At 71.2% G+C, this 24,377-nt stretch carries 22 protein-coding genes and 1 tRNA gene; 16 read left to right on the top strand and 7 right to left on the bottom strand.

Going from position 1 to position 24,377, the window contains the following annotated elements:
- The 3 genes from ACE3T5_RS14920 to ACE3T5_RS14910 all read right to left on the bottom strand — a co-directional run.
- On the bottom strand, positions 1 to 617 hold a 617-nt coding region (locus ACE3T5_RS14920), incomplete at its 3' end, for a proton-conducting transporter membrane subunit (protein ID WP_374668860.1).
- A 69-nt stretch (positions 618 to 686) separates the two neighbouring features.
- The gene (locus tag ACE3T5_RS14915; RefSeq protein ID WP_374668859.1) at positions 687 to 1,412 is read right to left on the bottom strand and encodes an SOS response-associated peptidase; all 726 of its coding nucleotides are present in this window, start codon (positions 1,410 to 1,412) and stop codon (positions 687 to 689) included.
- A 12-nt stretch (positions 1,413 to 1,424) separates the two neighbouring features.
- On the bottom strand, positions 1,425 to 2,630 hold the full coding sequence (locus tag ACE3T5_RS14910; protein WP_374668858.1) for a serine hydrolase domain-containing protein: 1,206 nt from the start codon (positions 2,628 to 2,630) through the stop codon (positions 1,425 to 1,427).
- Between the two features lie 229 nt (positions 2,631 to 2,859).
- On the opposite strand from ACE3T5_RS14910, the gene ACE3T5_RS14905 reads away from it, so the two are divergent.
- The 10 genes from ACE3T5_RS14905 to ACE3T5_RS14860 all read left to right on the top strand — a co-directional run bounded on the left by ACE3T5_RS14905 (position 2,860) and on the right by ACE3T5_RS14860 (position 14,215).
- A complete protein-coding gene (locus ACE3T5_RS14905) occupies positions 2,860 to 3,669 on the top strand; it encodes a cysteine hydrolase (protein WP_374668857.1) in 810 nt (269 codons plus the stop codon).
- Between the two features lie 22 nt (positions 3,670 to 3,691).
- Positions 3,692 to 4,891 carry a nicotinate phosphoribosyltransferase gene (gene pncB / locus ACE3T5_RS14900; protein ID WP_374668856.1) on the top strand — a complete coding sequence of 400 codons (1,200 nt, stop codon included), beginning with the start codon at positions 3,692 to 3,694 and terminating at the stop codon, positions 4,889 to 4,891.
- Between the two features lie 12 nt (positions 4,892 to 4,903).
- Positions 4,904 to 6,601, top strand: a complete 1,698-nt coding sequence (locus tag ACE3T5_RS14895; RefSeq protein WP_374668854.1) for an NAD+ synthase — start codon at positions 4,904 to 4,906, stop codon at positions 6,599 to 6,601.
- 9 nt (positions 6,602 to 6,610) lie between these two features.
- Entirely contained in the window at positions 6,611 to 7,642 is a 1,032-nt protein-coding gene (locus ACE3T5_RS14890) for a bifunctional nicotinamide-nucleotide adenylyltransferase/Nudix hydroxylase (protein ID WP_374668853.1), read from the top strand.
- Between the two features lie 783 nt (positions 7,643 to 8,425).
- Positions 8,426 to 9,562, top strand: coding sequence for a PcfJ domain-containing protein (locus ACE3T5_RS14885; protein ID WP_374668852.1), 1,137 nt, complete (start codon positions 8,426 to 8,428; stop codon positions 9,560 to 9,562).
- A gap of 55 nt (positions 9,563 to 9,617) precedes the next feature.
- On the top strand, positions 9,618 to 10,193 hold the full coding sequence (locus ACE3T5_RS14880) for an HNH endonuclease (RefSeq protein WP_374668851.1): 576 nt from the start codon (positions 9,618 to 9,620) through the stop codon (positions 10,191 to 10,193).
- 174 nt (positions 10,194 to 10,367) lie between these two features.
- Positions 10,368 to 10,433 (top strand) — tRNA-Met (locus ACE3T5_RS14875).
- A 278-nt stretch (positions 10,434 to 10,711) separates the two neighbouring features.
- Positions 10,712 to 11,854 carry a slipin family protein gene (locus tag ACE3T5_RS14870; RefSeq protein WP_374668850.1) on the top strand — a complete coding sequence of 381 codons (1,143 nt, stop codon included), beginning with the start codon at positions 10,712 to 10,714 and terminating at the stop codon, positions 11,852 to 11,854.
- Positions 11,855 to 11,932: 78 nt separating this feature from the next.
- Positions 11,933 to 12,946 carry a hypothetical protein gene (locus ACE3T5_RS14865; RefSeq protein WP_374668849.1) on the top strand — a complete coding sequence of 338 codons (1,014 nt, stop codon included), beginning with the start codon at positions 11,933 to 11,935 and terminating at the stop codon, positions 12,944 to 12,946.
- 42 nt (positions 12,947 to 12,988) lie between these two features.
- Positions 12,989 to 14,215 carry an RtcB family protein gene (locus ACE3T5_RS14860; protein WP_374668848.1) on the top strand — a complete coding sequence of 409 codons (1,227 nt, stop codon included), beginning with the start codon at positions 12,989 to 12,991 and terminating at the stop codon, positions 14,213 to 14,215.
- Positions 14,216 to 14,293: 78 nt separating this feature from the next.
- Here ACE3T5_RS14860 and ACE3T5_RS14855 read toward each other — a convergent pair whose 3' ends face one another.
- Complete coding sequence (locus tag ACE3T5_RS14855) at positions 14,294 to 15,415, bottom strand: MBL fold metallo-hydrolase (RefSeq protein WP_374668847.1); 1,122 nt, start codon at positions 15,413 to 15,415, stop codon at positions 14,294 to 14,296.
- Positions 15,416 to 15,476: 61 nt separating this feature from the next.
- Positions 15,477 to 16,400 (bottom strand): N-acetyl-gamma-glutamyl-phosphate reductase, encoded by a 924-nt coding sequence (gene argC, locus ACE3T5_RS14850; protein ID WP_374668846.1) that lies wholly within the window; start codon positions 16,398 to 16,400, stop codon positions 15,477 to 15,479.
- Between the two features lie 105 nt (positions 16,401 to 16,505).
- On the opposite strand from argC, the gene ACE3T5_RS14845 reads away from it, so the two are divergent.
- Positions 16,506 to 17,387 (top strand): LysR family transcriptional regulator, encoded by an 882-nt coding sequence (locus ACE3T5_RS14845; RefSeq protein WP_374668845.1) that lies wholly within the window; start codon positions 16,506 to 16,508, stop codon positions 17,385 to 17,387.
- A 131-nt stretch (positions 17,388 to 17,518) separates the two neighbouring features.
- On the opposite strand, the gene alr is transcribed toward ACE3T5_RS14845, so the two are convergent.
- Positions 17,519 to 18,616 carry an alanine racemase gene (gene alr, locus ACE3T5_RS14840; protein WP_374668844.1) on the bottom strand — a complete coding sequence of 366 codons (1,098 nt, stop codon included), beginning with the start codon at positions 18,614 to 18,616 and terminating at the stop codon, positions 17,519 to 17,521.
- Positions 18,617 to 18,737: 121 nt separating this feature from the next.
- Here alr and lplT point away from each other — a divergent pair, with 121 nt between their 5' ends.
- Genes lplT through ACE3T5_RS14825 form a run of 3 tightly spaced genes read left to right on the top strand, consistent with a single transcriptional unit; the run spans position 18,738 to position 21,422 of the window.
- A complete protein-coding gene (gene lplT, locus ACE3T5_RS14835) occupies positions 18,738 to 20,021 on the top strand; it encodes a lysophospholipid transporter LplT (protein WP_374668843.1) in 1,284 nt (427 codons plus the stop codon).
- Complete coding sequence (locus ACE3T5_RS14830) at positions 20,014 to 20,934, top strand: DMT family transporter (RefSeq protein WP_374668842.1); 921 nt, start codon at positions 20,014 to 20,016, stop codon at positions 20,932 to 20,934. The genes lplT and ACE3T5_RS14830 overlap by 8 nt, the downstream gene beginning before the upstream one ends.
- Positions 20,931 to 21,422, top strand: coding sequence for a glutathione peroxidase (locus ACE3T5_RS14825; protein ID WP_374668841.1), 492 nt, complete (start codon positions 20,931 to 20,933; stop codon positions 21,420 to 21,422). Before ACE3T5_RS14830 ends, ACE3T5_RS14825 begins: the two co-directional genes overlap by 4 nt.
- Here ACE3T5_RS14825 and ACE3T5_RS14820 read toward each other — a convergent pair.
- Positions 21,343 to 22,554, bottom strand: a complete 1,212-nt coding sequence (locus ACE3T5_RS14820; RefSeq protein ID WP_374668840.1) for an acyltransferase — start codon at positions 22,552 to 22,554, stop codon at positions 21,343 to 21,345. The two genes, ACE3T5_RS14825 and ACE3T5_RS14820, sit on opposite strands and share 80 nt — an antisense overlap.
- A gap of 153 nt (positions 22,555 to 22,707) precedes the next feature.
- Between ACE3T5_RS14820 and ACE3T5_RS14815 the strand changes: the two genes are divergently transcribed.
- Complete coding sequence (locus ACE3T5_RS14815) at positions 22,708 to 23,595, top strand: LytTR family DNA-binding domain-containing protein (protein ID WP_374668839.1); 888 nt, start codon at positions 22,708 to 22,710, stop codon at positions 23,593 to 23,595.
- A complete protein-coding gene (locus ACE3T5_RS14810; RefSeq protein WP_374668838.1) occupies positions 23,588 to 24,313 on the top strand; it encodes an RNA pseudouridine synthase in 726 nt (241 codons plus the stop codon). Before ACE3T5_RS14815 ends, ACE3T5_RS14810 begins: the two co-directional genes overlap by 8 nt.
- Positions 24,314 to 24,377 lie beyond the last annotated feature (64 nt).

Below are 24,377 nucleotides of genomic sequence, written 5' to 3'. Positions count from 1 at the left end.
TACAGCGGATGGGCGCGCACCGCCTCGCCGGCGGCGAGCACGCGGTCCAGCTCGTAGCTGCCGGCGATGTGGCCCAGCAGCAGCACGCCGCCCAGCAGGCACAGGCCGCCGGCGGCCGTGACCACCAGCGCCATGCGGGCGCCGCGCCGCGCGTCCTTGCGGTGGTGCCAGTAGCCGATCAGCAGGAACGAGAAGACGCTGGTCAGCTCCCAGAACACGACCAGCTGGATCAGGTTGCCCGACAGCACCACGCCCAGCATCGCGCCCATGAAGGCCAGCAGCAGCGAGTAGAAGCGTGCGGCCGGATCCTCCTGCGACAGGTAGTAGCGGGCGTACAGCACCACCAGCGCGCCGATCACGCTGACCAGCATGCCGAACAGCCAGGCCAGGCCGTCGATGCGCAGGATCAGGTCCACGCCCAGGCTGGGCAGCCAGGCCAGCCGCGCCTGCACCACGCCGCCATCGGCGATGGCACTGAACTGCCAGCCCAGCAGCACGGCGTTGCACACGGCCACGCCGCCGGCCAGCAGCGCCAGGGCGTCGCGGGAACGGGTGGACGCCAGCGCGGCCACGGCGCTGGCGAGAAACGGAAGAGCAAGCAGCCACCACAAGGACATCGGCCGAGTGTAGGGCGCCGCAGATGACCGGGGCGGCGTGGGGACGGTCGAGCAGCGGCCGTCGCGCGTTCAGAAGAGCTGACCGTTCTCCGGCGGCTGGGGCTTGCGCCTGGGCACGACGGTCTGGCCGCTGGCGGCGCGCGGCGCGCGGGGCGGACGCGGCCGTGCGAAGGCCTCCAGCGGGCCTGTCCAGGCCTTCACGTAGCGCATGGCGTCGGCCACCGGGCAGGTGAGCCACGCCTCGTAGTCGCGCGGGTCGAGGATGGCCACCATGCGCTTCTCTTCGCCGGGCTCGTGGAACTGGCCGTACACCGGGTGGCCGTCGGCATTCACCGTGAGCATGGCGAAGGAATACAGGTCGCGTCCGTCCGGGCCCTTCCAGCAGTCATAGATGCCGGCGATGCCCATGGGCACGGCGCCAGGCTGCTGCACGATCCATCGCTCCACGGTCAGGTCGTCGTTGTAGCGCGGCTCGTACACCGCCTCGGCCGGCACGATGCAGCGCTGGCCGCGCCGCCAGGCCTGGCGGAAGCTGGGCTTGCTGTGCACCGTCTCCGACCGCGCGTTGTAGGTGCGGCGGCCGTAGGCGACCTCGGTCGCGAAGGGCGGCAGCAGCCCGAACTGCCCCAGCCCCGCCATCACCTTGTTCCCTGAGCCCGGCTCGGCCAGCCGGATGAAGGGCGCCACGTGCAGCGGATACGCCTCCGGCGGCACCTCGCGCGTGAAGTCGCGCTCCACGCCGAAGAAGGCGAGCATGCGGTCGCCGCGGGTGACGGGCTGGTAGTTGGAGCACATGGCCCGTGTGCGCTACTTGGCGGCGGCCGCCTCGTCCGCCACCGCCTTCTGCACCGTGCGGTAGAACGCCTCGCGCGCGTCGCTCGCCACCTTGTCGCGCGCGCCATTCGCCCAGTTGGCGTTGGACACGATCACGATGCGGCGCTGCGGATCGATGAAGATGCCCTGGCCGAAGATGCCGCGCGCGGAGAAGGTACCGTCGTCGTAGGTCCACCACTGGTAGCCGTAGCCGCGGCCTGGCTGGCCGATGCCGGTGCGCGCGGTGGTGGCCTCGGCCAGCCAGCCCTCGGGCACGATGGGCTGGCCGTTCACCTGGGCGCCATTGGCGATGAACACGCCGAAGCGCGCGTAGTCGCGTGCCGCGGCCTGGATGCAGCAGCCGCTGATCTCCTGCCCGGTCTTGCTCAGGATCCACGTCGCCTGCTGCTCCATGCCGGCGGGCACCCAGATCTTCTCGCTCAGGTACTGCGCCAGCGGCTTCTTCACCGCCTGCGCGAGCAGCACGCCCACCAGGTTGGTCTCGCCGGTGCTGTAGTTCCAGCGCGTGCCAGCCGGCACGTCGCGCGGCAGGCGGCGCAGGTAGCTCACCAGCGCGTCCACGCCCTCCTCCGGCTTGTGGTTGTTGAACTTCGCCACGTCGGAGTTCGGGTCGCCGTAGTCCTCGTTCCACTTCACGCCGCTGGTCATGGTGAGCAGCTGGCGGATGCTCACATCGTCATAGGCCGAGCCCTTCATCTGCGGGATGTAGTCGCTGACCTTGTCGTCCATGCTCTTGATGTGGCCGTCCTTGAGGGCCGCGCCGACGAGCGTGGAGGTCATCGACTTGGCGACGGAGAAGCTGGTCCAGCGGCCGGCGGCGTCGAAATCCAGCCCGTAGCGCTCCAGACGCACCTTGCCATCCACCACGATCAGCAGAGCGGCGCTGCGCTGGCCGGCCATGTACGCATCCACGTCCACCGGCAGCTTCAGCGGCGGACCGGGCGGCAGGGCCATGGGCGTGCCGCCCGCGGGAATGGCGCGCGCCTTGGCGAGCACCGGCAGGCGGTCCAGCGCGCGGAAGGCCGCATCGCGCTGCGGCTGCGACCAGAACAGCAGGTCCCGGTTGGTGGGAAACGTGGCCAGCAGGCCCCGCGTCTCCTTGTCCAGGCTGAACCAGCCGGCGGTACCGGCCACGGCGAGGGCGGCCAGCAGGCCGAGGGCGATCTTCTTGAACTTCATGCGGGCGGTTCCGGATGGATGGGCGTGGGGCTTGCCAAAGGGCCACATGGTAAAGGCCGGTGCGCCCAGCGTTGCCGCGCAGGCGGGAATCCTGGAGAGGGTGACGGGCCCGGATCTCCTGGGTCCCCGCCTTCGCGGGGACGGCAGGGACTTGCAATTCTGGCGGAAGGTTGTACTATGCAACTCACAACGGTTGTACAGTCCAACCGAAAGCGCAAGGAGGCGCACCATGACCCGCAACCACCTGCTCCTCATCGACCCGCAGAACGACTTCATGGACATTCCCGGCGCCGCCCTGCCGGTGGCAGGCGCCGCCGCCGACATGGCCCGGCTGGCCGGCTTCATCGACGCCGCCGGCTCCCGCCTGGCGCAGCTCTTCGTCACGCTGGACTCGCACCACAGCGTGGGCATCGAGCGGCCCGGCTTCTGGCGCCAGGGCGATGGCGCCGCGGTGCAGCCCTTCACCGCCATCCGCGCCGATGACGTGCGCGCCGCGCGCTACCTGCCGCGCGATCTCGCGGCCCTGCCCCGCGTGCTGGCCTACCTGGACGCGCTGGAGGCCGGCGGCCGCTACACGCTGATGGTGTGGCCGGTGCACTGCGAGATCGGCACCTGGGGGCACAACGTGTACGCGCCGGTGCGCGACGCCTATGTCCGCTGGGAAGCCGCCGCGCTCACGCCGGTGCGCAAGGTGCTCAAGGGCCTGAACCCCTGGACGGAGAACTACAGCGCGCTGCAGGCCGAGGTGCCGCTGGCCGACGACCCGCTGACCCAGCTGAACACCGCGCTCGTCGCCGAGCTGGATGCCGGCGACCGCATCTTCATCGCCGGTGAAGCCAGCAGCCACTGCGTACGGGCCACCACCGAGCATCTGCTGGGCCACCTGCCTTTGGCCGATGCGGGCAAGATCGTGCTGCTGGCCGACTGCATGAGCCCAGTGCCGGGCTTCGAGGCGCAGGGCCAGGCCTTCCTGCAGGCGATGCGCGAGCGCGGTACGGTGGTCACCACCGCGGCCGAAGCGCTGAACCGCCTGGCCTGACGAACACCGAAACGGAGTCCCCATGACCGCCGCCTTCCGCCCCGTGATCACCAGCCTGCTGGACACGGACCTGTACAAGTTCACCATGTGGCAGGCGTTGCTGCACCGGCATCCGCAGACGCAAGCGGAATACACCTTCGTCTGCCGCAACGTGCCGCAGCTGCCGCTGGCCACGCTGCTGGACGAGGTGAATGCGCAGCTCGATCACCTGTGCACGCTGCGCTTCCGCCCGGAGGAGCTGGCGTGGCTGCGCGGCCTGCGCTTCATGAAGACCGACTTCATCGACTTCCTGCGCCTCTTCAGCTTCCAGCGCGACTTCATCCGGGCCTGGGCCGAGGGCGACGCGCTGCGCATCCAGGCCATCGGCCCGCAGGTACACGTGATGGCGTTCGAGATCTTCGTGCTCGCCATCGTGAACGAGCTGCACTTCCGCCGCTTCGATGCGGCCGCCGCGCTGGCCGAAGGGCGCCGGCGCCTCGCGGACAAGGTGGCGCTGCTGCGCGACTTCACGGCCCGGCCGCCGCGCGCCCACCCGTTCGAGCTGTTCGACTTCGGCGTGCGCCGGCGCTTCAGCGGCGAGTGGCAGCGCGAGGTGGTGACCACGCTGCGCGACCAGGCGTCCGCCGTGTTCAAGGGCACCTCCAACGTGATGCTGGCGCGCGAACTGGGCCTGGTGCCCATCGGCACCATGGCGCACGAGTACCTGCAGACCTTCCAGGCTCTGGGCGTGCGCCTGCGCGACTTCCAGCGCGCGGCGCTGGAGGACTGGGTGCAGGAGTACCGCGGCGACCTCGGCATCGCGCTCACCGACGTGGTGGGCATGGATGCCTTCCTGGCCGACTTCGACCTGTACTTCGCCAAGCTGTTCGACGGCCTGCGGCACGACTCCGGCGACCCGGTCGCCTGGGGCGAGAAGGCGCTGGCGCACTACCAGCGGCTGCGCATCGACGCGCACACCAAGCGTCTGGTGTTCTCCGACGGGCTGGATCTGCCCGCGGCCATGCGCCTGTACGAGCACTTCGCGGACCGCACGCAGCTGGGCTTCGGCATCGGCACCAGCCTCACCAACGACTGCGGCCTGGTGCCGATCCAGATCGTGATGAAGCTCACCCATGCCAATGGCCAGCCGGTGGCCAAGCTGTCGGATTCACCCGGAAAGACGATCTGCGACGACGCGACCTTCCTGGCCTACCTGCGCCAGGTGTTCGGCGTCGCGAACTGAAGGAGGCGCTTCATGCTGCGCATCCATGTGGCCCAGATCAACCCCACCGTGGGCGACCTGCAAGGCAACCTGCGGCTGATGGTGGAGGCGGCGCGGGCCGCTCGCACCGCCGAAGCCGCGTTCGTGGTCTTTCCCGAGCTGTCGCTCACCGGCTACTACCCGGGTGACCTGCTGGAGGATCCCGCCTTCCTGGACCGGACGGAGGCCGCCTTCCAGGACCTGCTGCTCGCCAGCCGCCAGATGCCCGCGCTGCACTGGGTGGTGGGCCTGCCGGCGCGCCACGGCGGCCCTGGCAAGCCGCTGCGCAACGAACTGCGCGTGGTGCACGCGGGCGAGGTGCTGCTGACGTACGCCAAGCAGTTGCTGCCCACCTACGACGTGTTCGACGAGCGCCGGCACTTCGAGCCGGGGCCGGACGTGGCCCGGCTGCTGCCGGTGGCCGGCGCGCGGGTGGGCTTCCTGATCTGCGAGGACGGCTGGAACGACGCCGCCGAGGACTACCCGGTCAACCCGTTCCAGCACCTGGCCGACGCCGCGCCGGACCTGGTGATCTCCATCAACGCCAGCCCCAGTGCCATCGGCAAGCGCGAGCAGCGGCACCGCATCTTCGGCGCCGCCGCCGCGCGCCACCGGCTGCCCATCTTGTATGTGAACCAGGTCGGCGGGCAGGACCAGCTGGTCTACGACGGGGCCTCGTTCGCGGTGGAGGCGGATGGCCGCGTGACGTGGGAGGCGCCGCGCTTCGAGACCGCGGGCATCACCATGGAGGTGGATCGCGGCTGCTTCCTGCTGCAGGGCGCGCTGCCGCCGGCCGTGCCGCGCGACGGCCTGCCGACGCCCGAGTTCCAGCGGCGGCAGATCGTGCTGGGCATCCGTGACTACGCGCGTCGCTGCGGCTTCAGCACCGCCGTGGTGGGCAGCTCCGGCGGCATCGACTCCGCGCTCACCCTCGCGCTGGCGGTGGAGGCACTGGGCGCCGCGAACGTGGCCGCGATCACCATGCCCAGCCGGTTCTCCAGCACCGGCTCGGTGGACGATTCCGAGGCGCTGTGCCGCGAGCTGGGCATCCCGCTGCTGCGGCATCCGATCCGCGAGCCGGTGGCCGCCTTCGAGACCGGGTTCGCGGCGGCATTCGGCCAGCCCCTGGCCGGTGTGCCGCTGGAAAACCTGCAAGCCCGCGTGCGCGGCACGGTGCTGATGGCGTATTCCAACGCCTTCGGCCACCTGCTGCTGACCACCGGCAACAAGTCGGAGATCTCGGTCGGCTACTGCACGCTGTACGGCGACACCAACGGCGGGCTGGGGCCTATCGGCGACCTGTACAAGACCGAGGTATTCGCGCTCGCCCGGCACATGAACGACGTGGCGGGTCGCGCGCTGATCCCGGAAGCGATCCTGACGAAGCCGCCGTCGGCCGAACTGGCCCCGGATCAGCGGGACAGCGACAGCCTGCCGCCGTACGACGTGCTCGATGCGATCCTGAAGCTGCACATCGAAAGCACGCGCCTGCCGGCCACGGAGCACGCCGGGGCGCAGGCAGTGGTGCAGGCGCTGCAGGAACGGCCCGAGGGCGCGGCCCTGGTGCGGCGCATCCACGGCCTCGTCGCGCGCAACGAATACAAGCGGCGCCAGGCCCCACCCATCATCCGCCTGCGCGGCCGCGCCTTCGGCGCCGGCCGCCAGATGCCCATCGCGGCCCATCACGACTGAGGAGGCTTCATGAACGAATCATTCGACGTGGCGGTGTGCATCGGCCGCTTCCAGCTCTATCACCACGGGCAGGCCGCGGTGCTGCGGCGCGCGCTGGACCTCGCCCCTCGCGTGGTGGTGGTGATCGGCTCCGCGCATCAGGCACGCACCCCGCGCAATCCCTTCACCTGGGGCGAGCGCGCGGAGATGATCCGCCTGTCGCTCACACCCGCGGAGGCGGCGCGGGTGCAGTTCGCGCCGGTGCGCGACTACTACGACGAGACGCGCTGGGCCGCTGCCGTGCGCGAGGCGGTGGCGGCCAGCGGTGCCGACCGCAGCACGCGCGTGGCCCTGGTCGGCCACCGCAAGGACGCCACCAGCGAGTACCTGGCCGGCTTTCCCGACTGGCGGTTGGTGGACATCGGGCACCAGGGCGACCTGCATGCGAAGGCGCTGCGGGCCGCGCTGTTCACCACGGACCACCTGCCGGCCGCGCTGGCCGCCATCGCCGGCCAGGTGCCGCCGACCACGGTGGAATTCCTGCGCGCCTGGGCCGAGCTGCCCTGCTTCGCGCCCCTGCGCGAGGAGTGGCGGGCGCTGGCCCGCGAGCGTGCGTTGTGGGACACCGCGCCCTATCCGCCGGTCTTCGTGACGGTGGATGCGGTGGTGCGCAAGGCCGGCCACGTGCTGCTGATCCGCCGCGGGCGCGCGCCGGGGCGCGGCCTGCTCGCCTTGCCGGGTGGCTTTCTCGAACAGCGCGAGACGGTCTACCAGTCGGCGCTGCGCGAACTGGAAGAAGAGACCGGCCTGCGCCTGCTGCCCTCCACCATGCAGGCCGCGCTGCGCGCCGTGCGTGTGTTCGATCACCCGGACCGCAGCCAGCGCGGGCGGGTGATCACGCATGCGCATCTCTTCGACCTGGGGGACGGGCCGTTGCCGGAGGTGCGTGGCAGCGACGATGCGAGCGAGGCGACGTGGGTGCCGGTCACCGACGTCGCCTCGCTGGAGGCGCAGTTTCACGATGACCACTTCAGCATCTTGCAGGCGATGGTGGGTGGGTGAGGCATCCAAACCACACCCCCTTGACGCCACCATAAACACTCTTTACAGTCCGCCTCCCACACGACGCAAGGCCCAGGCCGCGCGCCGCGTGACCCAGAAACGAATCGACAACCGACCAAGTGACACCGACCGTCCTCACGCACCGCGCCCACCCTGGCTACCGCCAGGCCGGGTATGCATTCGCGATGCAGGCCCCATGGGCCCGCGTTGGCGTCTGCGCGATGCGGGAGGACCACGACGATCCGGGAGGGGGCGACGCCTAGGCGCACCCCCGCGGCTCCATGCGGAGCATGGCCCGGATTCCTCACCAGGATCCGGGCCTTTTTGTTTTCTGGCCGCGACCTCGCAAGGGGTCGCCCCGCCGCGCCGATCGGGGTGCGGGGGATGGTTCTTTCACAACCTGCCACGAAGCGCGGCACCGGTACTGGCCGGCCGCCCGCTTCGTCAAGAAAGGTCGCATGGCGCGCCCCTCCGGGCCGCCTGCGGCCCCACTTCGGGTGTGTCCTTGCACTCCGCGTCCACGCGACAAGGTGGATGGGACGCGGGATGTGCGCGGCCGCCGCGGCGCCACGTGCAGCGAGTCCCCCATCCGACGGGATGCTCGCGCTCGGGCACAGCCGAAGTGGATTCAGATCAACAACCGGGCCGGCGCGAGCCTGCCCGGCTGGAAACCGGCCGCAAAGATAGGGCGGCGCCGGAACCCGTGACCGGACGAATCCACCCCTTTGCCCTGCCGATCACCGGCATCTTCCAACCCACCTCTTCACACCGATGAAACGCTCGATGATCCAGCGCAGGCAGGACGCCGAGCGCGAACGAATCCAGCGCTGCGAGGCCGCGCTGCGCCGCACCTCGCTGCCTGCGCGCGCCGCGCCCGACTTCGACCGCGCGCTGGACGATGCCATGCGCGGCCATGCGGGCGAGACGGTGCGCGAGCCGCACACCTGGCAGCCGCGGATGAAGTCCCGCGACGCCGGTCGCTTGCGGCTCGCGGCGGCCCGCCACCTGTTCGCCCGCTATCCGGTGACGCCCGTGCTGGAGCGGATCTGGCAGGACGACGCCGGCCTGGCCGCCGACGAAATCCGTCTGCGCCGACGCTGGTACGTGATCGCGGCCCGCGGCGGCTCGCTCTACAAGGAGGGCGCCGGCGCATGGCTCACGCGCAAGGAGGTGCATGCCTTCCTGCAGTCGCCGGCCCACCTGGCCTTCGACACCGCGTTCTGGCTCGCCATCGCGCGGTCGTTCACCAGCGACCCGGCCACGGCCTTGCGCGTGGCGCGCTCGAAGATCGCCCGCGCGCCGCGCGGCGACATCGTGTTCTGGCGTGAGGTGGCGCGGTTCTTCTGCGCGCACACGGCACCGGTTGAGACGATCGACGACCTGTGCGACTACCTGCAGGCCTGCCGCCAGCAGGACCCGGGCTACTGCCTGGCGGGTCGCACGCTGCCCGCGCTGCTGCGTCGGATGCACGAGTGGCACCGCGACATCGCGGCGATCGAGCGGATCGAAGCCCTGCGCCGCCGTGCGTTCGGGCGGGCCGCCCGCGGCCCGGCCGCGCCCGCCACGTGGCCCGGCTCGCCACTGGCCGACTGGGAATGGGCACCGTCGACCCGGGAGGCCAAGGCCCGGGGCGAGCGCTACGTGGTGCGCCAGCTGAAGCAGGCCGAGGACCTGGTGCTCGAAAGCCGCGCGATGCGTCATTGCGTATCGACCTATGCCGGCAAGTGCCTGGCTGGCCAAGCGTCGATCTGGTCGCTGCGGCGCTGTGTGCAGGGCCGCGTCGATCGCTTGCTGACTGTCGAGGTCGACGCCCGTAACGTGGCCGTGCAGGTGCGCGGCTTCGGCAACCGCCTGGCCGACGCGCTGGAGCGCAACGTGCTCGAGCGCTGGGCGCAGGCACGCGGCATCACCTTGCGCTGAGCCGCCCGCGGGTGGCCCCGCCCTTTCCAACGCCGGCCCTGAAAGGAGGCCACCCATGCCACGACCCACCCACAGCCACGTGCTGCAACTCGACATCCAGGGCACGCCGCAGGCGTGGATCTCGCTCGAGCAGGCGGCCGTGCAACTGGCGCTGGGCTCGGTGGCATGGACGCAGGGCGACCGCCCGCTGGCCGTGCTGCGCGGCGGCATCAACGTGGCGAGCGGATGCCAGTCGCGCATCGAGGTGCCGCCCATCGTGGCGCTGCTCGGCCGCCCGCGCATCAACCTGTTCGATGTCGTGCCGGCCTTCGGCCGCGCCAAGCTGTTCCGCCGCGACCGCCACACCTGCGCCTATTGTGGCGAAGTCTTCGCCGACGCCGACCTGACCTGCGAGCACATCGTGCCACTGTCGCGCGGCGGCGCCTGGAGCTGGATGAACCTGGTGGCGGCCTGCCGCGCCTGCAACGCGCGCAAGGCGGCCCGCACGCCGGACGAAGCCCGCATGCCCCTGCTGTTCGCGCCCTACGTGCCGAGCCGCTTCGAAGACTTCCTGCTGCAGGGCCGCGCCATCCGCGCGGACGTGCATGACTGGCTGCGCGCGCGCCTGCCCAAGGGCTCGCGCCTGCACTGAATCTGCCGCGAAAGGCGAGCGCTCACAGGTCTGGGGTTCGTGAACCCCGCCGGTGGGCGGCGACCGGGCCCGCCCGTCGTCGCCGTCCATGCCGCGCCGCTGGAAACGGTCGATACGGACCATCGTTGGTCGAGGCGCAAGCCGCCGGGTTCGACTCCCGGGTGGTCCACCACTGGATAGCTCAGTTGGGTAGAGCAACGACCTCATCCGTCGTCTGTCGCGGGTTCGAATCCTGCTCCAAACCTGGACTTTCATCCAGAAGCAACGGGTCGCAAGACCCTCCGCCGGCCGCGCCGGAGATTACGCGCTCACCTGAGCGTGCGGTTGAAGGCGCAAACAGCGGCCGCCGCCCGTGCACCGCGCAAGCGGGGCCGCGCGGCCCGGGCCAGCCGAGGCAGGGAGCCTCCGTCACCCCCGCCGACGCGCACCCGGGTTCCCGCGCCCTGGCATGCGATGCCCGCGACGACCCCTGTGCCGGCACCCCTCATTCCCACCCGCTTCACGACAAGGAGAACATCATGACGAAGCTGGTCCAACGCGCCACCGTGCGCAAGAACGAACGCGCCCTGCTGCTGCGCAACGGCGATTTCGAGCGCGTGCTGCGCCCCGGCACCCACTGGCTGATCCCCGGCATCGACACGCTGCAGGTGGAGACCTTCACGCTCGACCAGCCGGCGTTCAATCACGCCCTGGCGGACTACCTCATGGCCAGCGAGCCGGCCCTGGTGGCCGCGGAGTTCGTGCCCGTGGCGCTGGGCGAGACGCAGGTCGGCCTGCGCACCGAGAACGGCACGCTGGTGGAACTGCTGCCGCCCGCGACGCGCCGCCTGTACTGGCAGGGCCCGAAGGACGTGCGCGTGGAGGTGATCGACATCGCCGGCGGCGCCGAGGTGCCGGCCGAACTGGCCGCGCGCCTGGTGCAGACGCAGCTGCGCGACCGCGCCGTCACCGGCCTGACCGGCGTGCTGCAGGCGCAGGTGCCCGAGCACGGCGCCGGCCTGCTGTGGGTGGATGGCCGCCTGGAGCGCCTGCTGGCGCCGGGCCCGCACGCCTTCTGGCGCTACGGCCGCACCGTGGCCGTGGAGCTGGTGGATCTGCGCCTGCAGAACCTGGAAGTCACGGGCCAGGAGATCCTGACCCGTGACAAGGTGGCGCTGCGCCTGAACCTCTCGGCCACCTGGCGCTACACCGACGTGCTGCAGGCCTTCCGCGCGCTGGCCAAGCCAGCCGACCACCTGTACCGCGAGCTGCAGTTCGGCCTGCGCGCCGCCGTGGGCACGCGCTCGCTGGACGAGCTGCTGGAGAACAAGACGGTCATCGACGAGGTCGTGACCGCCCAGGTCACCGGGCGGCTGGCCGGCTACGGCCTGCAGCTCGAAGGCGTGGGCGTGAAGGACATTGTGCTGCCGGGCGAGATGAAGACCATCCTCGCCCAGGTGGTGGAGGCCGGCAAGGCCGCCGAGGCCAACGTGATCCGCCGCCGCGAGGAAACCGCCGCCACGCGCTCCCTGTTGAACACGGCCAAGGTGATGGAGGACAACCCCGTCGCCCTGCGCCTGAAGGAGCTGGAGACGCTGGAGCGCGTGGCCGAGCGCATCGACAAGATCTCCGTCTTCGGCGGTCTGGACCAGGTGCTCAACGGGCTGGTGAAGCTGCGCTGAGCATCCGGGCCGGCGGCTGGCGGCGGGACCCGAACGGGAGGTGGCGGCCGCCACCTCCCTGTCAGAGGAGAATGAACCATGGAAACCAGCAACGAGAAGAAGCCCCGCATCAAGCAGCCGCCCGTGCTGTTCGCGAAGACCCAGGCCACCATCGCCCAGATCGCCGAGCGGCTCGGCGGGCCGCTGGTGACCTACTGGAACAACCCGCGCGGCTCGGTGTGCCACTCGGACGTGGTGGCGCTCTACGACGTGCTGGGCCGCATCGGCCCGCACGACACGATCCACCTGTTCATCAAGAGTGACGGCGGCAGCGGCCAGGTCTCGCTGCGGCTGGTCAACCTGCTGCGGCAGTACTGTCGCCACCTGGTGGCGCTGGTGCCGCTGGAGTGCGCCTCCGCCGCGACGATGATCGCGCTGGGTTGCGACCGGATCCTGATGGGCCCAACCGCGTACCTGACAGCCGTGGACACCTCGCTGAACCACGCGCTGTCGCCGGTGGACCGCGACAACGAGCGGGTCAGCGTGAGCCTGGACGAACTCAACCGGGTGATCCGGCTGTGGCGCGAGCAGCGGGGTGACCAGTCGGAGAACCCGTACCAGTCCCTGTTCCAGCACGTGCACCCGCTGGTGATCGGCGCGGTGGATCGCGCCGAGTCGCTCTCGATCATGCTGTGCCGCGAGCTGCTGGCCAACCACATCGCCGACGAGGCCACGGCCGAGCGCATCGCCGCGACGCTGAACTCGAAGTACCCCTCGCACAGCTATCCCATCCTGCTGGACGAGGCGGTGAAGATCGGCCTGAAGGCCGAGCGCCTGCCCAGCGACGTGAACGGCCTGCTGCTGGAGCTCAATGGCTACTACAGCGAGATGGGCCAGAAGGCCACCACGGACTTCAGCGAGATCCGCGCCCACGGCAACGAGATCGTGAACATCTGGGAGGCAGCTGGCACGCAGGTGTTCTACCAGCAGGACAAGGACTGGTTCTACCGCGCCGAGGAGCGCCGGTGGATCACGATGAACGACGAAAGCGGCTGGCGGCGCATCGAGCGCGTCGGCACCCGCATCAAGCGCAGCCTGCTGCACGTGGCCTGAGAGAGGGCCGCGCGCGGCGGCTGCCTCACAGGAAAACACAACATGAACGAACAGGAACAAGGACCCATCCACGAAGACATCCCCGGCGGCGTGCCGCTGAAGATGTGGACGCGCGGCGTGCCGGTGGAAGACGCGGCGAAGCGCCAGCTGACCAATGCCGCGCGCCTGCCCATCATCCACCGCCACATCGCGGCCATGCCCGACGTGCACTACGGCATCGGCGCCACGGTGGGATCGGTGATCCCGACGCTGCGCGCCATCATCCCGGCGGCGGTGGGCGTGGACATCGGCTGCGGCATGATGGCCTGCAAGACCACTTTGGTCGCGGAAGACCTGCCGGACAACCTGGGGCCGCTGCGCGAGGCGATCGAGCGCGCGGTGCCGCACGGCCGCCAGCCCGGAAGCCGTGACCCCGGCGCCTGGCAGAAGCCGCCCGGATCGGTGAACACCGCCTGGGCGCAGCTGGAGCCGGGCTTCACCGAGCTGTGCCGCGACTACCCGAAGCTGGCCAAGACCAACCACATCCAGCACCTGGGGACGCTGGGCACGGGCAACCACTTCATCGAGGTCTGCCTGGACGAGGCGGGCAGCGTGTGGTTCATGCTGCACTCGGGCTCGCGCGGGGTGGGCAACTTCATCGGCACGATGTTCATCGAGCTGGCGAAGCAGGACGCGATGCGCCAGCAGGCCAACCTGCCGGACCGTGACCTGGCCTACTTCGAGGAAGGCAGCCGCTACTTCGGCGACTACGTGCGCGCCGTGGGCTGGGCGCAGAAGTTCGCGGCCATCAACCGTGAGCTGATGATGAAGCGCGTGATCGAAGCGGCCAAGACCGTGATCCGCAAGAGCTTCCAGAGCCACATCGAGGCGGTGAACTGCCACCACAACTACGTGAGCCGCGAGCGCCACTTCGGCGAGGAGGTCTACGTCACCCGCAAGGGCGCGGTGAGCGCCAAGGCGGGCGAACTGGGCATCATTCCCGGCAGCATGGGCGCGCGCAGCTACATCGTGCGCGGCAAGGGCCACCCGGAATCGTTCGAGTCCTGCTCGCACGGCGCCGGGCGCGTGATGAGCCGCGGCGAGGCCAAGCGCCGCTTCACCCTGGCCGACCATCGCGCGGCCACCGAGGGCGTGGAATGCCGCAAGGACAAGGACGTGCTCGACGAGACGCCCGCGGCCTACAAGGACATCGACGCCGTGATGGCCGCGCAGGCCGACCTGGTGGACGTGGTGCACACGCTCAAGCAGGTGGTGTGCGTGAAGGGCTGAGGGCGCACGCGCCTGAGGGCCTGACCCCATGAAGGGTGCCCCGTTTCGACGGGGCGCCCTTTTTTTCTTGGCCGCCGCTCAGTCCGGCGGCCAAGGCATGGCCTTGGGCGGCGCCTCCGCCGTTGGCTGCCGCGCCACGTGGCGGCCCTTGGGGTGGTCGGCCGCGCGCCACCACGGCACGGCGGCCGACCCGTGCGCGGGCTCCACCGGCTCGCCCAGGCGCGGCATCAGCATCTGCGCGCCGCGTTGCGGGCCCAGCGCGAGCAGCGTCTCGGCGGGTTCGTCCCAGGCATGCAGGGCCAGCGAGAACGTGCCCCAGTGCACGGGCAGGAAGGCGCCGCCGCCGAGCAGCCGGTGCGCTTCCAATGCATTCACTGGCCCCAGATGGATGTCGCCCCACGACGGGTGGTGCGCGCCCACCTCCAGCATGATCAGGTCAAAGGCGCCAAAGCGCTCGCGGATGGCGGCGTACTCGGTCGTGAGGCCGGTGTCCCCGCTGAAGAAGACGCGGTGCCGCGGCGACTCGATCACCATCGACGACCACAGCGTCGCGTTGCGGTCCTTCAGGCCGCGGCCGGAGAAGTGCTGTGACGGCGCGGCATGGATGCGCAGTTCGGCGCCGGGCAGCTGGTGCGACTCCCACCAGTCCAGCTCGATGATGCGGTGCGCCGGAATGCCCCAAGCCTCCAGGTGCGCGCCCACGCCAAGGGAGGTGACGAAGGGCACCGGCGTGCGCGCCAGCTCACGGATGGTGGGGTAGCAGAGGTGGTCGTAGTGGTCATGCGAGATCACCACCAAGTCCACCGGCGGCAGGGCCTTCAGCGGCAGCGGCACCGGCTGGAAGCGGCGCGGCCCGGCCAGGCGCGAGGGCGAGGCCCGCGTGCCCCACACCGGATCGGTCAGCACGCGCAGGCCGTCGATCTCGATCAGCACGGTGGAGTGGCCCAGCCAGGTGGCGCGCAGGCCTGAGCCGGGTGGCTGGCGCCAACCTGCATGCGGATCCACCGAGGGCAACGGGCCGAGCGGGAAGCGGCGACCGTCGGATGCGAGGAACTCGCGCAGCGTCGGCCGTGGCGCGGTGGTGTCGCGCAGCCCGGGCAGGACAGGATGGATGTTGCGGAAGCCGTCGCCGGCCCACAGGCGCGAGGCGCGCATGCGTTCCAGCCGGGCGCCGGCCGCGCGTTTGCCGAATGATTTCATGGGTGACTCCGCACGCATCATCCATGCCGCAGCGGCGCGGGGCAAGGCCCGTGACGTGGACTCAGTGGCCCAGCATCAGATCCAGGTTCTGCACCGCCGCCCCGCTGGCGCCCTTGCCCAGGTTGTCGAACACGGCGGCCAGCACCACCTGGCCCGACTCGTCGTTCGCGGCGACGGTGAGCTGCAGGTCGTTGGTGCCATTGAGCGCCTGCGCGTCCAGGCGCGGGCCGCCGGGCGTGGCATCGAGCGGCATCACGCGCACATGCCGTTGGCCCGCATAGTGCGCGGCCAGCGCGGCGTGCAGCGCAGCGGGTGTGGCGCCGGGCGCGCACAGGCGCAGGTGCAGCGCGATGGTCAGTGCGATGCCTTGCCGGAAGGCCCCATAGGCCGGCACGAAGATCGGCCGCAAGGCCAGGCCCGCGTGGTGCGCGATCTCGGGCACGTGCTTGTGCCGCAGGTCCAGCCCGTACACCTGCAGGGCCGGCAGGGCCGAAGCGCCGTCGGCTTCATAGGCCTCCACGCCCGCGCGCCCCATGCCGGAATAGCCGGAGACGGCGTGGATCGCGAACGGGTAGTCCGCGGGCACCAGGCCAGCGGCCACCAGCGGCCGCAGCAGCGCCACGGCGCCGGTGGGATAGCAGCCCGGGTTGCTCACCCGCGTGGCGTGGGCGATGCGCGCGGGCTGGCCCGCGTCCAGCTCGGGCAGGCCATAGGTCCAGCCGGGCGTGGTGCGGTGCGCCGAGCTGGCGTCGATCACGCGCACACGCGGGTTCTCGATCCAGCTCACCGCCTCGCGCGCCGCCGCGTCGGGCAGGCAGAGGATGGCGATGTCGCAGTCGTTCAGCGCCGATCGACGGGCGGCCTCGTCCTTGCGCTGCGCCGGCGGCAGCGTGCGCAGGGTGATGTCATCGCGGCCGTGCAGCCGCTGCAGGATCAGCAGGCCGGTGGTGCCCTGGTCGCCTTCGACGTGGATCACGGGTTTCATGACGGTTGGCTCGTGGCGGGGATGGAACAGGCCTGCATGGTGCGGCGGCGCGGGCTTCATGAAAAGACGAGAATGCGGAAGCCCAGATTCAGCAACACTGAAGCCATGCGCGAACCCAGCCTCGACCATCTCCGCACCCTGGTGACCGCGGCCGACCTCGGCTCGCTCGCGGCGGCCGCACAGGCGCTGCACCTGGCGCCGCCCACGGTGACCTTGCACATCGCCGACCTGGAGGCGCGCCTGGGCGGCACGCTGCTGCTGCGCGGGCGCGGGCCGGCCGTGCCCACCGCGCTGGGCCGCGACTTCATCGCGCGGGCCCGGCGCATCCTGGCCGAGATGGATGAGGCCGTCGCCAGTGCGCGGCAGCAGGCGCAGGGCGAGCGCGGCGCGGTGCGGCTGGGCGCGTCCACCGGGGCCATCGCGCATCTGCTGCCGCGCGCGCTGGAACAGCTCGCGCGGGATCGGCCGGGCATCGACGTGCAGGCTCAGGTGCTGACCTCGCAGGACTCGATGGCGCGGCTCGCGGCCGGCACGCTGGACATCGCGCTGGTGGCCCTGCCGCAAGCAGCGGTGCCGGGCGTGCGCATCGCCCGCTGGCGCCGCGATCCGGTGCTGGCGTTCCTGCCGGCGGCGTGGGCGGCGCCGAAGCGGATCACCCCGCAGTGGCTGGCCGCACGGCCGCTGATCCTGAACGATGCCAGCACGCGGCTCTCCCGCATGACGGCCGAGTGGTTCGCGTCCGCGGGCCTGCGCGTGCGCGCCCGGATGGAGCTGAACTACAACGACGCGATCAAGAGCCTGGTGGCCGCGGGCTTCGGCGCCGCGCTGCTGCCGCACGAGGCGCAGGCGCCGATGCCGGATGCGCGCATCGTCACCCGGCCGCTGGCGCCCGGGCTCTGGCGCGAGCTGGGCATTGCTACACGCTCACAGGATGAGAGCGGCGGGGTCGGCGCCGTGGTGGGCGCCTTGCGGGCGTTGCGTGATTGAGGGCGCGAAAACGCTGGGGTTGCACCCCAGCCTACGAAAACCAACCCCTTGCTGCCCGCCGTAGGCTGGCGGTGGAGCAACAGCGAAACCCCAGCGATCCCGCCGCACTCCAGCTCGCGAAGGCGGTCCAGTCAATCCGCGACGACGACCGGCACCCGCGGCGCCACCGCGCACATCAGCTCGTAGCCCAGCGTGCCGGCGGCCTGCGCCACTTCGTCGATGGACAGCCAGGTGCCGTTCGCGGCGCGGCCCCACAGCGTGACCTCGGTACCGAAGCGCGCGTGCGGCACGGGGGTGAGGTCCACCATCAGCATGTCCATGCTCACGCGGCCGACCAGCCGGGTGCGCACCCCATCCACCAGCACCGGCGTGCCGGTGCTGCAGTGGCGCGGGTAGCCATCGGCATAGCCGCAGGCGACCACGCCCACGCGCATGGGCTCGGCGGCGGTGAAGCTGGAGCCGTAGCCGACGGTGTCACCCGGCTGCAGCTGCTGCACTGCGAGCAGGCGCGAAGCGAGGGTCATGGTGGGCGCCAGGCCCCACTCGGCGGCCGAGTGTTCGGGGAAATCCGGCGCGCTGCCATAGACGGCGATGCCGGGCCGCACCCAGTCGGCGCGCACCTGCAGGTCGCTGGCATGGCGCAGCACCGCGGCGCTGTTGGCCAGCGAACGCTCACCGGGCAGGTCACGCGTGGCCTCGGCGAAGGCCTGCATCTGGTGGGCGATGCCGCGCGGGCCGTCGGCATCACTGAAGTGCGTCATGAGAGAGATCTCGTCGACCTGTGGCAACGCATCCAGCCGCGCCCACGCGGCGCGGAACCGCTCGGGCCGGAAGCCCAGCCGGTTCATGCCGGAGTTCATCTTCAGGAACACGCGGTGGCCGACCTGCGTCTTGTGCGCCGCCAGCATGTCGATCTGCTCGTCGCAATGCACCGCGTGCCACAGGCCGAGGCGCGAGCACAGCTCCAGGTCGCGCGGCTCGAATACGCCCTCCAGCAGCAGGATGGGGCCGCGCCAGCCCAGCGCGCGGACCCGTTCCGCCTCGGCCAGGTCCAGCAGCGCGAAGCCGTCGGCGCCGCGCAGACCTTCATACGCACGCTCGATGCCGTGGCCGTAGGCATTGGCCTTGACGACGGCCCAGACACGGGCGTCGGGCACGCTCTGGCGCACGCGTGCGAGGTTGTGCCGCAGGGCGGCGGTGTGGATGGTGGCCTGGATCGGACGTGGCATGGGCTGACGGTCTCCGGGGTCATTCTGTCATTACCCTGCGTGATATAACCCCGTGTCGCCAGGAGACAGAGCAAAGAATGACCGTCATCAGCCGCGCTGATGACCCGCACGATCCAGACGCATGAAGCGCGGTTTCTACACCATCATGGCGGCGCAGTTCTTCTCGTCGCTCGCCGACAACGCGCTGTTCATCGCCGCGGTCGAACTGCTCAAGACCTCCAAGGCCCCGGCCTGGCAGGCGGCCGCCCTGGTGCCGATGTTCGCGCTGTTCTACGTGGTGCTGGCGCCTTTCGTGGGTGCCTTCGCCGACGCCTTGCCCAAGGGGCGGGTGATGTTCATCAGCAACGCCATCAAGGTGGTGGGCTGCCTGATGATGCTGTTCGGCGTGCACCCGCTCATCGCCTACGCGGTGGTGGGCCTGGGCGCCGCGGCCTATTCGCCGGCCAAGTACGGCATCCTCACCGAGCTGCTGCCGCCTTCGCAACTGGTCAAGGCCAACGGCTGGATCGAGGGGCTCACCATCGCCTCCATCATCCTGGGCATCCTCATGGGCGGGCAGCTCGTGGGCCAGGCGATCGGCAGCCGGCTGCTCTCGCTGGACTTCCCCGTCATCGACACCGGCATCGACACGCCGCCCGAGGCGGCGATCTTCATGCTGATCTTCATCTACGCGATCGCGGCGTGGTTCAACACCCGCATTCCGCACACCGGCGTGGAGATGCGGCCGATGCCGAGCAACCCGCTGGAGATGGTGCCTGACTTCTGGAGCTGCAATGCCCGCCTGTGGCGCGACAAGCTGGGCCAGATCTCGCTGGCGACCACCACGCTGTTCTGGGGCGTGAGCGGCAACCTGCGCTACATCATCCTCGCCTGGAGCGCCGCCGCCCTGGGCTACAGCACCACGCAGGCCTCGGCGCTCACCGGCGTGGTGGCCCTGGGCACCGCCGTCGGAGCCATCGTGGCCTCGGTGCGCATGAAGCTGGACCGCGCCACCACCGTCATGCCGCTGGGCATCGCCATGGGCATCCTGGTGATCGCGATGAACTTCATCGACAACGTCTGGGTGGCCGCGCCCTTCCTCATCCTCCTGGGCGGCCTGGGCGGCTTCCTGGTGGTGCCAATGAACGCGCTGCTGCAGCACCGGGGCCACAACCTCATGGGCGCCGGCCGGTCCATCGCCGTGCAGAACTTCAACGAGCAGGCCTGCATCCTGGGCCTGGGTGCCTTCTACAGCCTCTCGGCCGGCCTGGGCATGTCGGCCTTCGGCGCCATCACCGCCTTCGGCGTGGTGGTGGCCGGCGTGATGTACGCCATCCAGCGCTGGCACCAGCACAACTGCCGCGTGCACCGCGACGAGGTGGAGCACCTGCTGGAGGTGGCCCGCCACGACCACGGGCATGGCTGAGGGCGGCCGCGGCGCCGCGCCGGCGGCCGTGCTGGCCCTGGTGTTCAACGCCTTCGTCTGGGGCCTGTCGTGGTGGCCGTTCCGTGAACTGCAGGACCGCGGCGTGCACCCGCTGTGGTCCACCGCGCTGATCTACCTGGTGTCGCTGCTCGTGCTGCTGGCCGCGCGGCCGGGCGCGGTGCGCGGCTGGGGCGGCCAGCCCTGGCTGTGGCTGCTGGCGGCGTCGGCAGGCATGACCAACGTGGGCTTCAACTGGGCGGTCACCATCGGCGACGTGGTGCGCGTGGTGCTGCTGTTCTACCTGATGCCCGCCTGGTCCGTGGGCCTGGCCTGGCTGCTGCTCGGTGAGCGCCCGCACCTGGCGGGCCTGGCGCGGGTGGTGCTGGCCCTGGCCGGCGTGGCGATCGTGCTGGCGCCGCAGGGGGCCGGGCTGCCCTGGCCGCGCGCGCTGGCGGACTGGCTGGCGCTGGCCGGCGGCTTCTCCTTCGCGCTCACCAACGTGCTGCTGCGACGCCTGCACGCCACGCCCGCGCCGCAGCGCGTGCTGGCCATGTTCGGCGGCGGCACGGTGGCGGCTGGCGCGGTGGCCCTGGCGGGCCTGGCGCAGGGCAGCGTGGCGGCGCTGCCGGCACCCGAGGCCAGTTGGCTGGTGCTGGGGCTGGGCCTGTCGGTTGCCTTCCTCGCCGGCAACCTGGCCCTGCAGTACGGTGCGTCGCGACTGGCCGCCCACACCACGGCGCTGGTGATGCTGTCCGAGGTGGTGTTCGCCAGCCTGTCGGCGGTGGCGCTCGGCGCGGCCCGGCTCGATCCGCAGGTGCTGGCCGGCGGGGCGCTGATTGTCGCCACGGCGGCGTGGTCGGCGTGGCCTTCGCGCCCCACGGCCGCCGGCGCCGGCGCACAATCCGCGGCATGACCACTGTCTACGACTTCGAGGCGCGCCAGATCGACGGCAAGACCGTCCCCCTGAAGAAGTTCAAGGGCCAGGTGCTGCTGATCGTGAACACCGCCAGCGCCTGTGGCTACACGCCGCAGTTCGCCGGCCTGGAGGAACTGCACAAGGCCTATGGCGGGCGCGGGCTCGTCGTGCTGGGCTTCCCCTGCAACCAGTTCGGCGCGCAGGACCCCGGCAGCGACGGCGAGATCGCGCAGTTCTGCCAGCTGAACTACGGCGTGAGCTTCCCGATGATGGCGAAGATCGACGTCAACGGCGCGGACGCGCATCCGCTGTACCAGTGGCTCAGCGCCGAGGCGCCCGGCCTGTTGGGATCGAAGAACATCAAGTGGAACTTCACCAAGTTCCTGGTCGGGCGCGACGGCCAGGTCATTCGCCGCTATGCGCCGCAGGATGCGCCGGCGTCGCTGGCGAAGGACATCGAGGCCGCGCTGACGCAAGGCTCGTAGCCCGCTTCAGGCCGAACAGCGGCCGCAGCACCCCGATGCGCCGCACGACGGCGGTGACGCTCCAGCAGCCGGCCACGGTGCCGGCCAGCAGCAGCATGGCCTCCCACCCGAGCGGCAGGCCGAGCGGCGCCAGCGCCACGATCAGCGCGATGGTCACGGTCTGGTGCAGCACGTACCAGGGAAAGACCTGCTCGTTGGCCCACGGCAGCCAGCGCCAGGGGCGGTTGAGCGCGTGGCAGGCCCAGCCCAGGATCGCGAGCAGCATCGCCCACTTGGCGGCGTCGGCCGCCAGCCGCGTGGCCATGCGCAGGGCCGGCTGAGGCGCCTCCAGCGCGGCGGCCCGCAGGCCGAAGTGCAGCGCCATCATCAGCAGCGCCGCGGCGAGCAGCGGGGCGCGCAGGCGCTTCAGTTCGTCCCACCAGCCGGCGTCGGTCCCCATCCACCAGCCATACAGGAACACGGTGAAGTAGACCGCGTGCAGCCAGGCGTCCGCGATCAGGTCGTGGGTGGGCGGAAAGTGCGGCCAGAGCAGGAGCGAGGCCGCCATCAGCGGCGCCACCGGCCAGGCCAGCCGCCCGCCGCGCAAGGCCAGGAAGCGCGCCTGCAGCCGCTGCGCGGGCGGGCTGCGCAGCCAGGGCACCGCTAGCACCACCAGGGCGGTGTAGACCCACAGGTAGGGCAGCGTCCACAGGTGGTTCCAGGTCACGCCGAACTCGGCGCCGTCGAAGGCGCCGCGCGGCCAGGGGCCGCCGGTGAAGTAGCGCGCCAGGAAGTCGGCCAGGCCGGGCGCCACGCTGCCGTTGGCCACGGCCTGCGCGTAGGCCTGGTAGGGCACGACGACGGCCATGCCGAAGGCCAGCGGCAGCAGCAGGCGCCGGCTGCGCGACCCCAGCAGGCCCTGCGCGCCGCTGCGGCTGCGCTGCAGCAGGCCGAGCGCCAGTCCGGAGACCAGGAACACGAGGTCCATGCGCCACAGGTTGAGCGCGCGCATCGGGATCTGCAGCCACTCCTGCGCCTGCGGGCTCTTCAGGTGCCAGTGCCAACCGGCCACGTAGTACATGCCCACGTGGTAGAGCATCACCAGGGCGAAAGCGAGGATGCGCAGGGCATCGATGTCGTGGCGGCGGGGCATGGGCGTCATGGGCGTGGTCAGTGGCGGGGGGGCGCGACGCCACGCAGTCTGGCGGGCCCGCCCCGGCCCGCGGGCGCCGATGGGACGACCCGCCGGCCGTCTGGGACGAGCGGTGGCCGGGCGGGACGAGGGGGCCGGCCCTAAACTCGCCGCATGGACGAGCCCGCCGCAGCCGCACCCGCCACCGGCTGGCTGGCCCGCTACCAGCCGTGGCGCCGCCGGGCCGAGATCGGCTTCTGGGTCGTGGTGCTCGGCCTGCAGGCGCTGTTCAACAGCGTCGTGAGCTGGATCGACCTGCACCGTGCCGGCAGGAACCTGCCGTACTGGCAGCCGCTGGCCTGGGAGCTGACCAGCGTGATCGCGGTCGGGCTGCTGGTGCCCGTGGTCGCGGCCTGGGAGCGGCGCTTTCCGATCCAGCGCGCCGGCTGGCGCCGCAGCCTGGCCGCGCATGTGGCCGGCGGCTTCGGCTTCTGCCTGCTTCACGTGGTCGGCATGACGCTGCTGCGGCGCGCGCTGTACGCGGCGCTGGGCGAGCCGGCCGCCGCGCCGGACTGGCCGCGCCTGTTCGGCTACGAGCTGCTGAAGGATCTGCGCAGCTACGTGCTGATCCTGCTGGCGCTGTGGACTTACCGGCTGGTGCTGCTGCGCGCGCAGGGCGAGGTGCGGCTGCTGGATGAGCCGGAGGCACCAGCGGCGGACCGCCCGCCCCCTGTCCGCCCCGAGCGCTTCCTGGTGCGCAAGCTGCGGCGCGAATTCCTGATCGCGGCGGCCGACATCGAATGGCTGCAGGCCCAGGGCAACTACGTGGGGCTGCACGTGAACGGGCACGACTACCTGCTGCGATCCACGCTGTCCGACCTGCTGGCGCAGCTCGACCCCGCGCGCTTCGTGCGGGTGCACCGCAGCCACGCGGTGAACCTGGACCGCATTGCCGAGATCGAACCGCTGGACTCGGGCGACGCCCGCCTGAAAATGAAGGACGGCAGCGTGGTGCCCTGCAGCCGTCGCTACCGGGATGCACTGGGAGGCCGGCATGGCTGAAGAAGACGAAGACACGCAACGGCTGGCCAAGGTGGTGGCGGCCCGGGTGCCCTGCTCGCGCCGCGAGGCCGAGCAGTACATCACCGACGGGCGGGTGACCGTGGATGGCCGGCCGGTGGTGCTGCCGCAGCACCGCGTGAGCGCCACCCAGCAGGTGGCGATCGACACCAGCGCCCGCCTGCCGCCGCCCGCCCCCGTCACGCTGCTGCTGCACAAGCCGGCGGGCATGCCCACGGCGGAGGCGCTGGCCCTGCCGAGCGGCGCCAACCACTGGGCCGCCGACCCCTCCCGCGTGCCGGTGGCCAGGGCCCAGGCGGGCGGCCTGCGGGTGCTGCTGGAACTGCCCATGCCGGCGAGCGGGTTGACCGTGCTGAGCCAGGATCCCCGCATCCTGCGCCGCCTCACCGAGGACGCGGCCTGGATCGAGCAAGAGCTGATCGCAGACGTGACCGGCACCATGCACCCCGGCGGATTGGAGCGACTGGGCCGCGGGCTGGTGGCGCAGGGGCAGACGCTGCCGCCGGCCCGCGTGAGCTGGCAGAGCGAGACGCGGCTGCGTTTCGCGGTGAAGGGCATCACGCCGGAGCAGGTGCCGTGGCTCTGCGAGCAGGTGGGCCTGCGGCTGCAGGCGCTGCGCCGCATCCGCATCGGCAGTGTGCCGATGGCGGGCTTGCCGGTGGGGCAGTGGCGGTTCCTGGGGGCGGCGGAGCGGTTCTGATCGCAGGAACGCTGGGGTTGCGCTGCGCTCCACCCCAGCCTACGAATACCAGGGACCGGCCTCC

The organism is Ramlibacter sp. (assembly GCF_041916345.1).
Classification (GTDB): Bacteria; Pseudomonadota; Gammaproteobacteria; order Burkholderiales; family Burkholderiaceae_C; genus Ramlibacter.
Note: the sequence above shows the minus strand (reverse complement) of the source record. Positions and strands in the feature narration are given on the sequence as shown.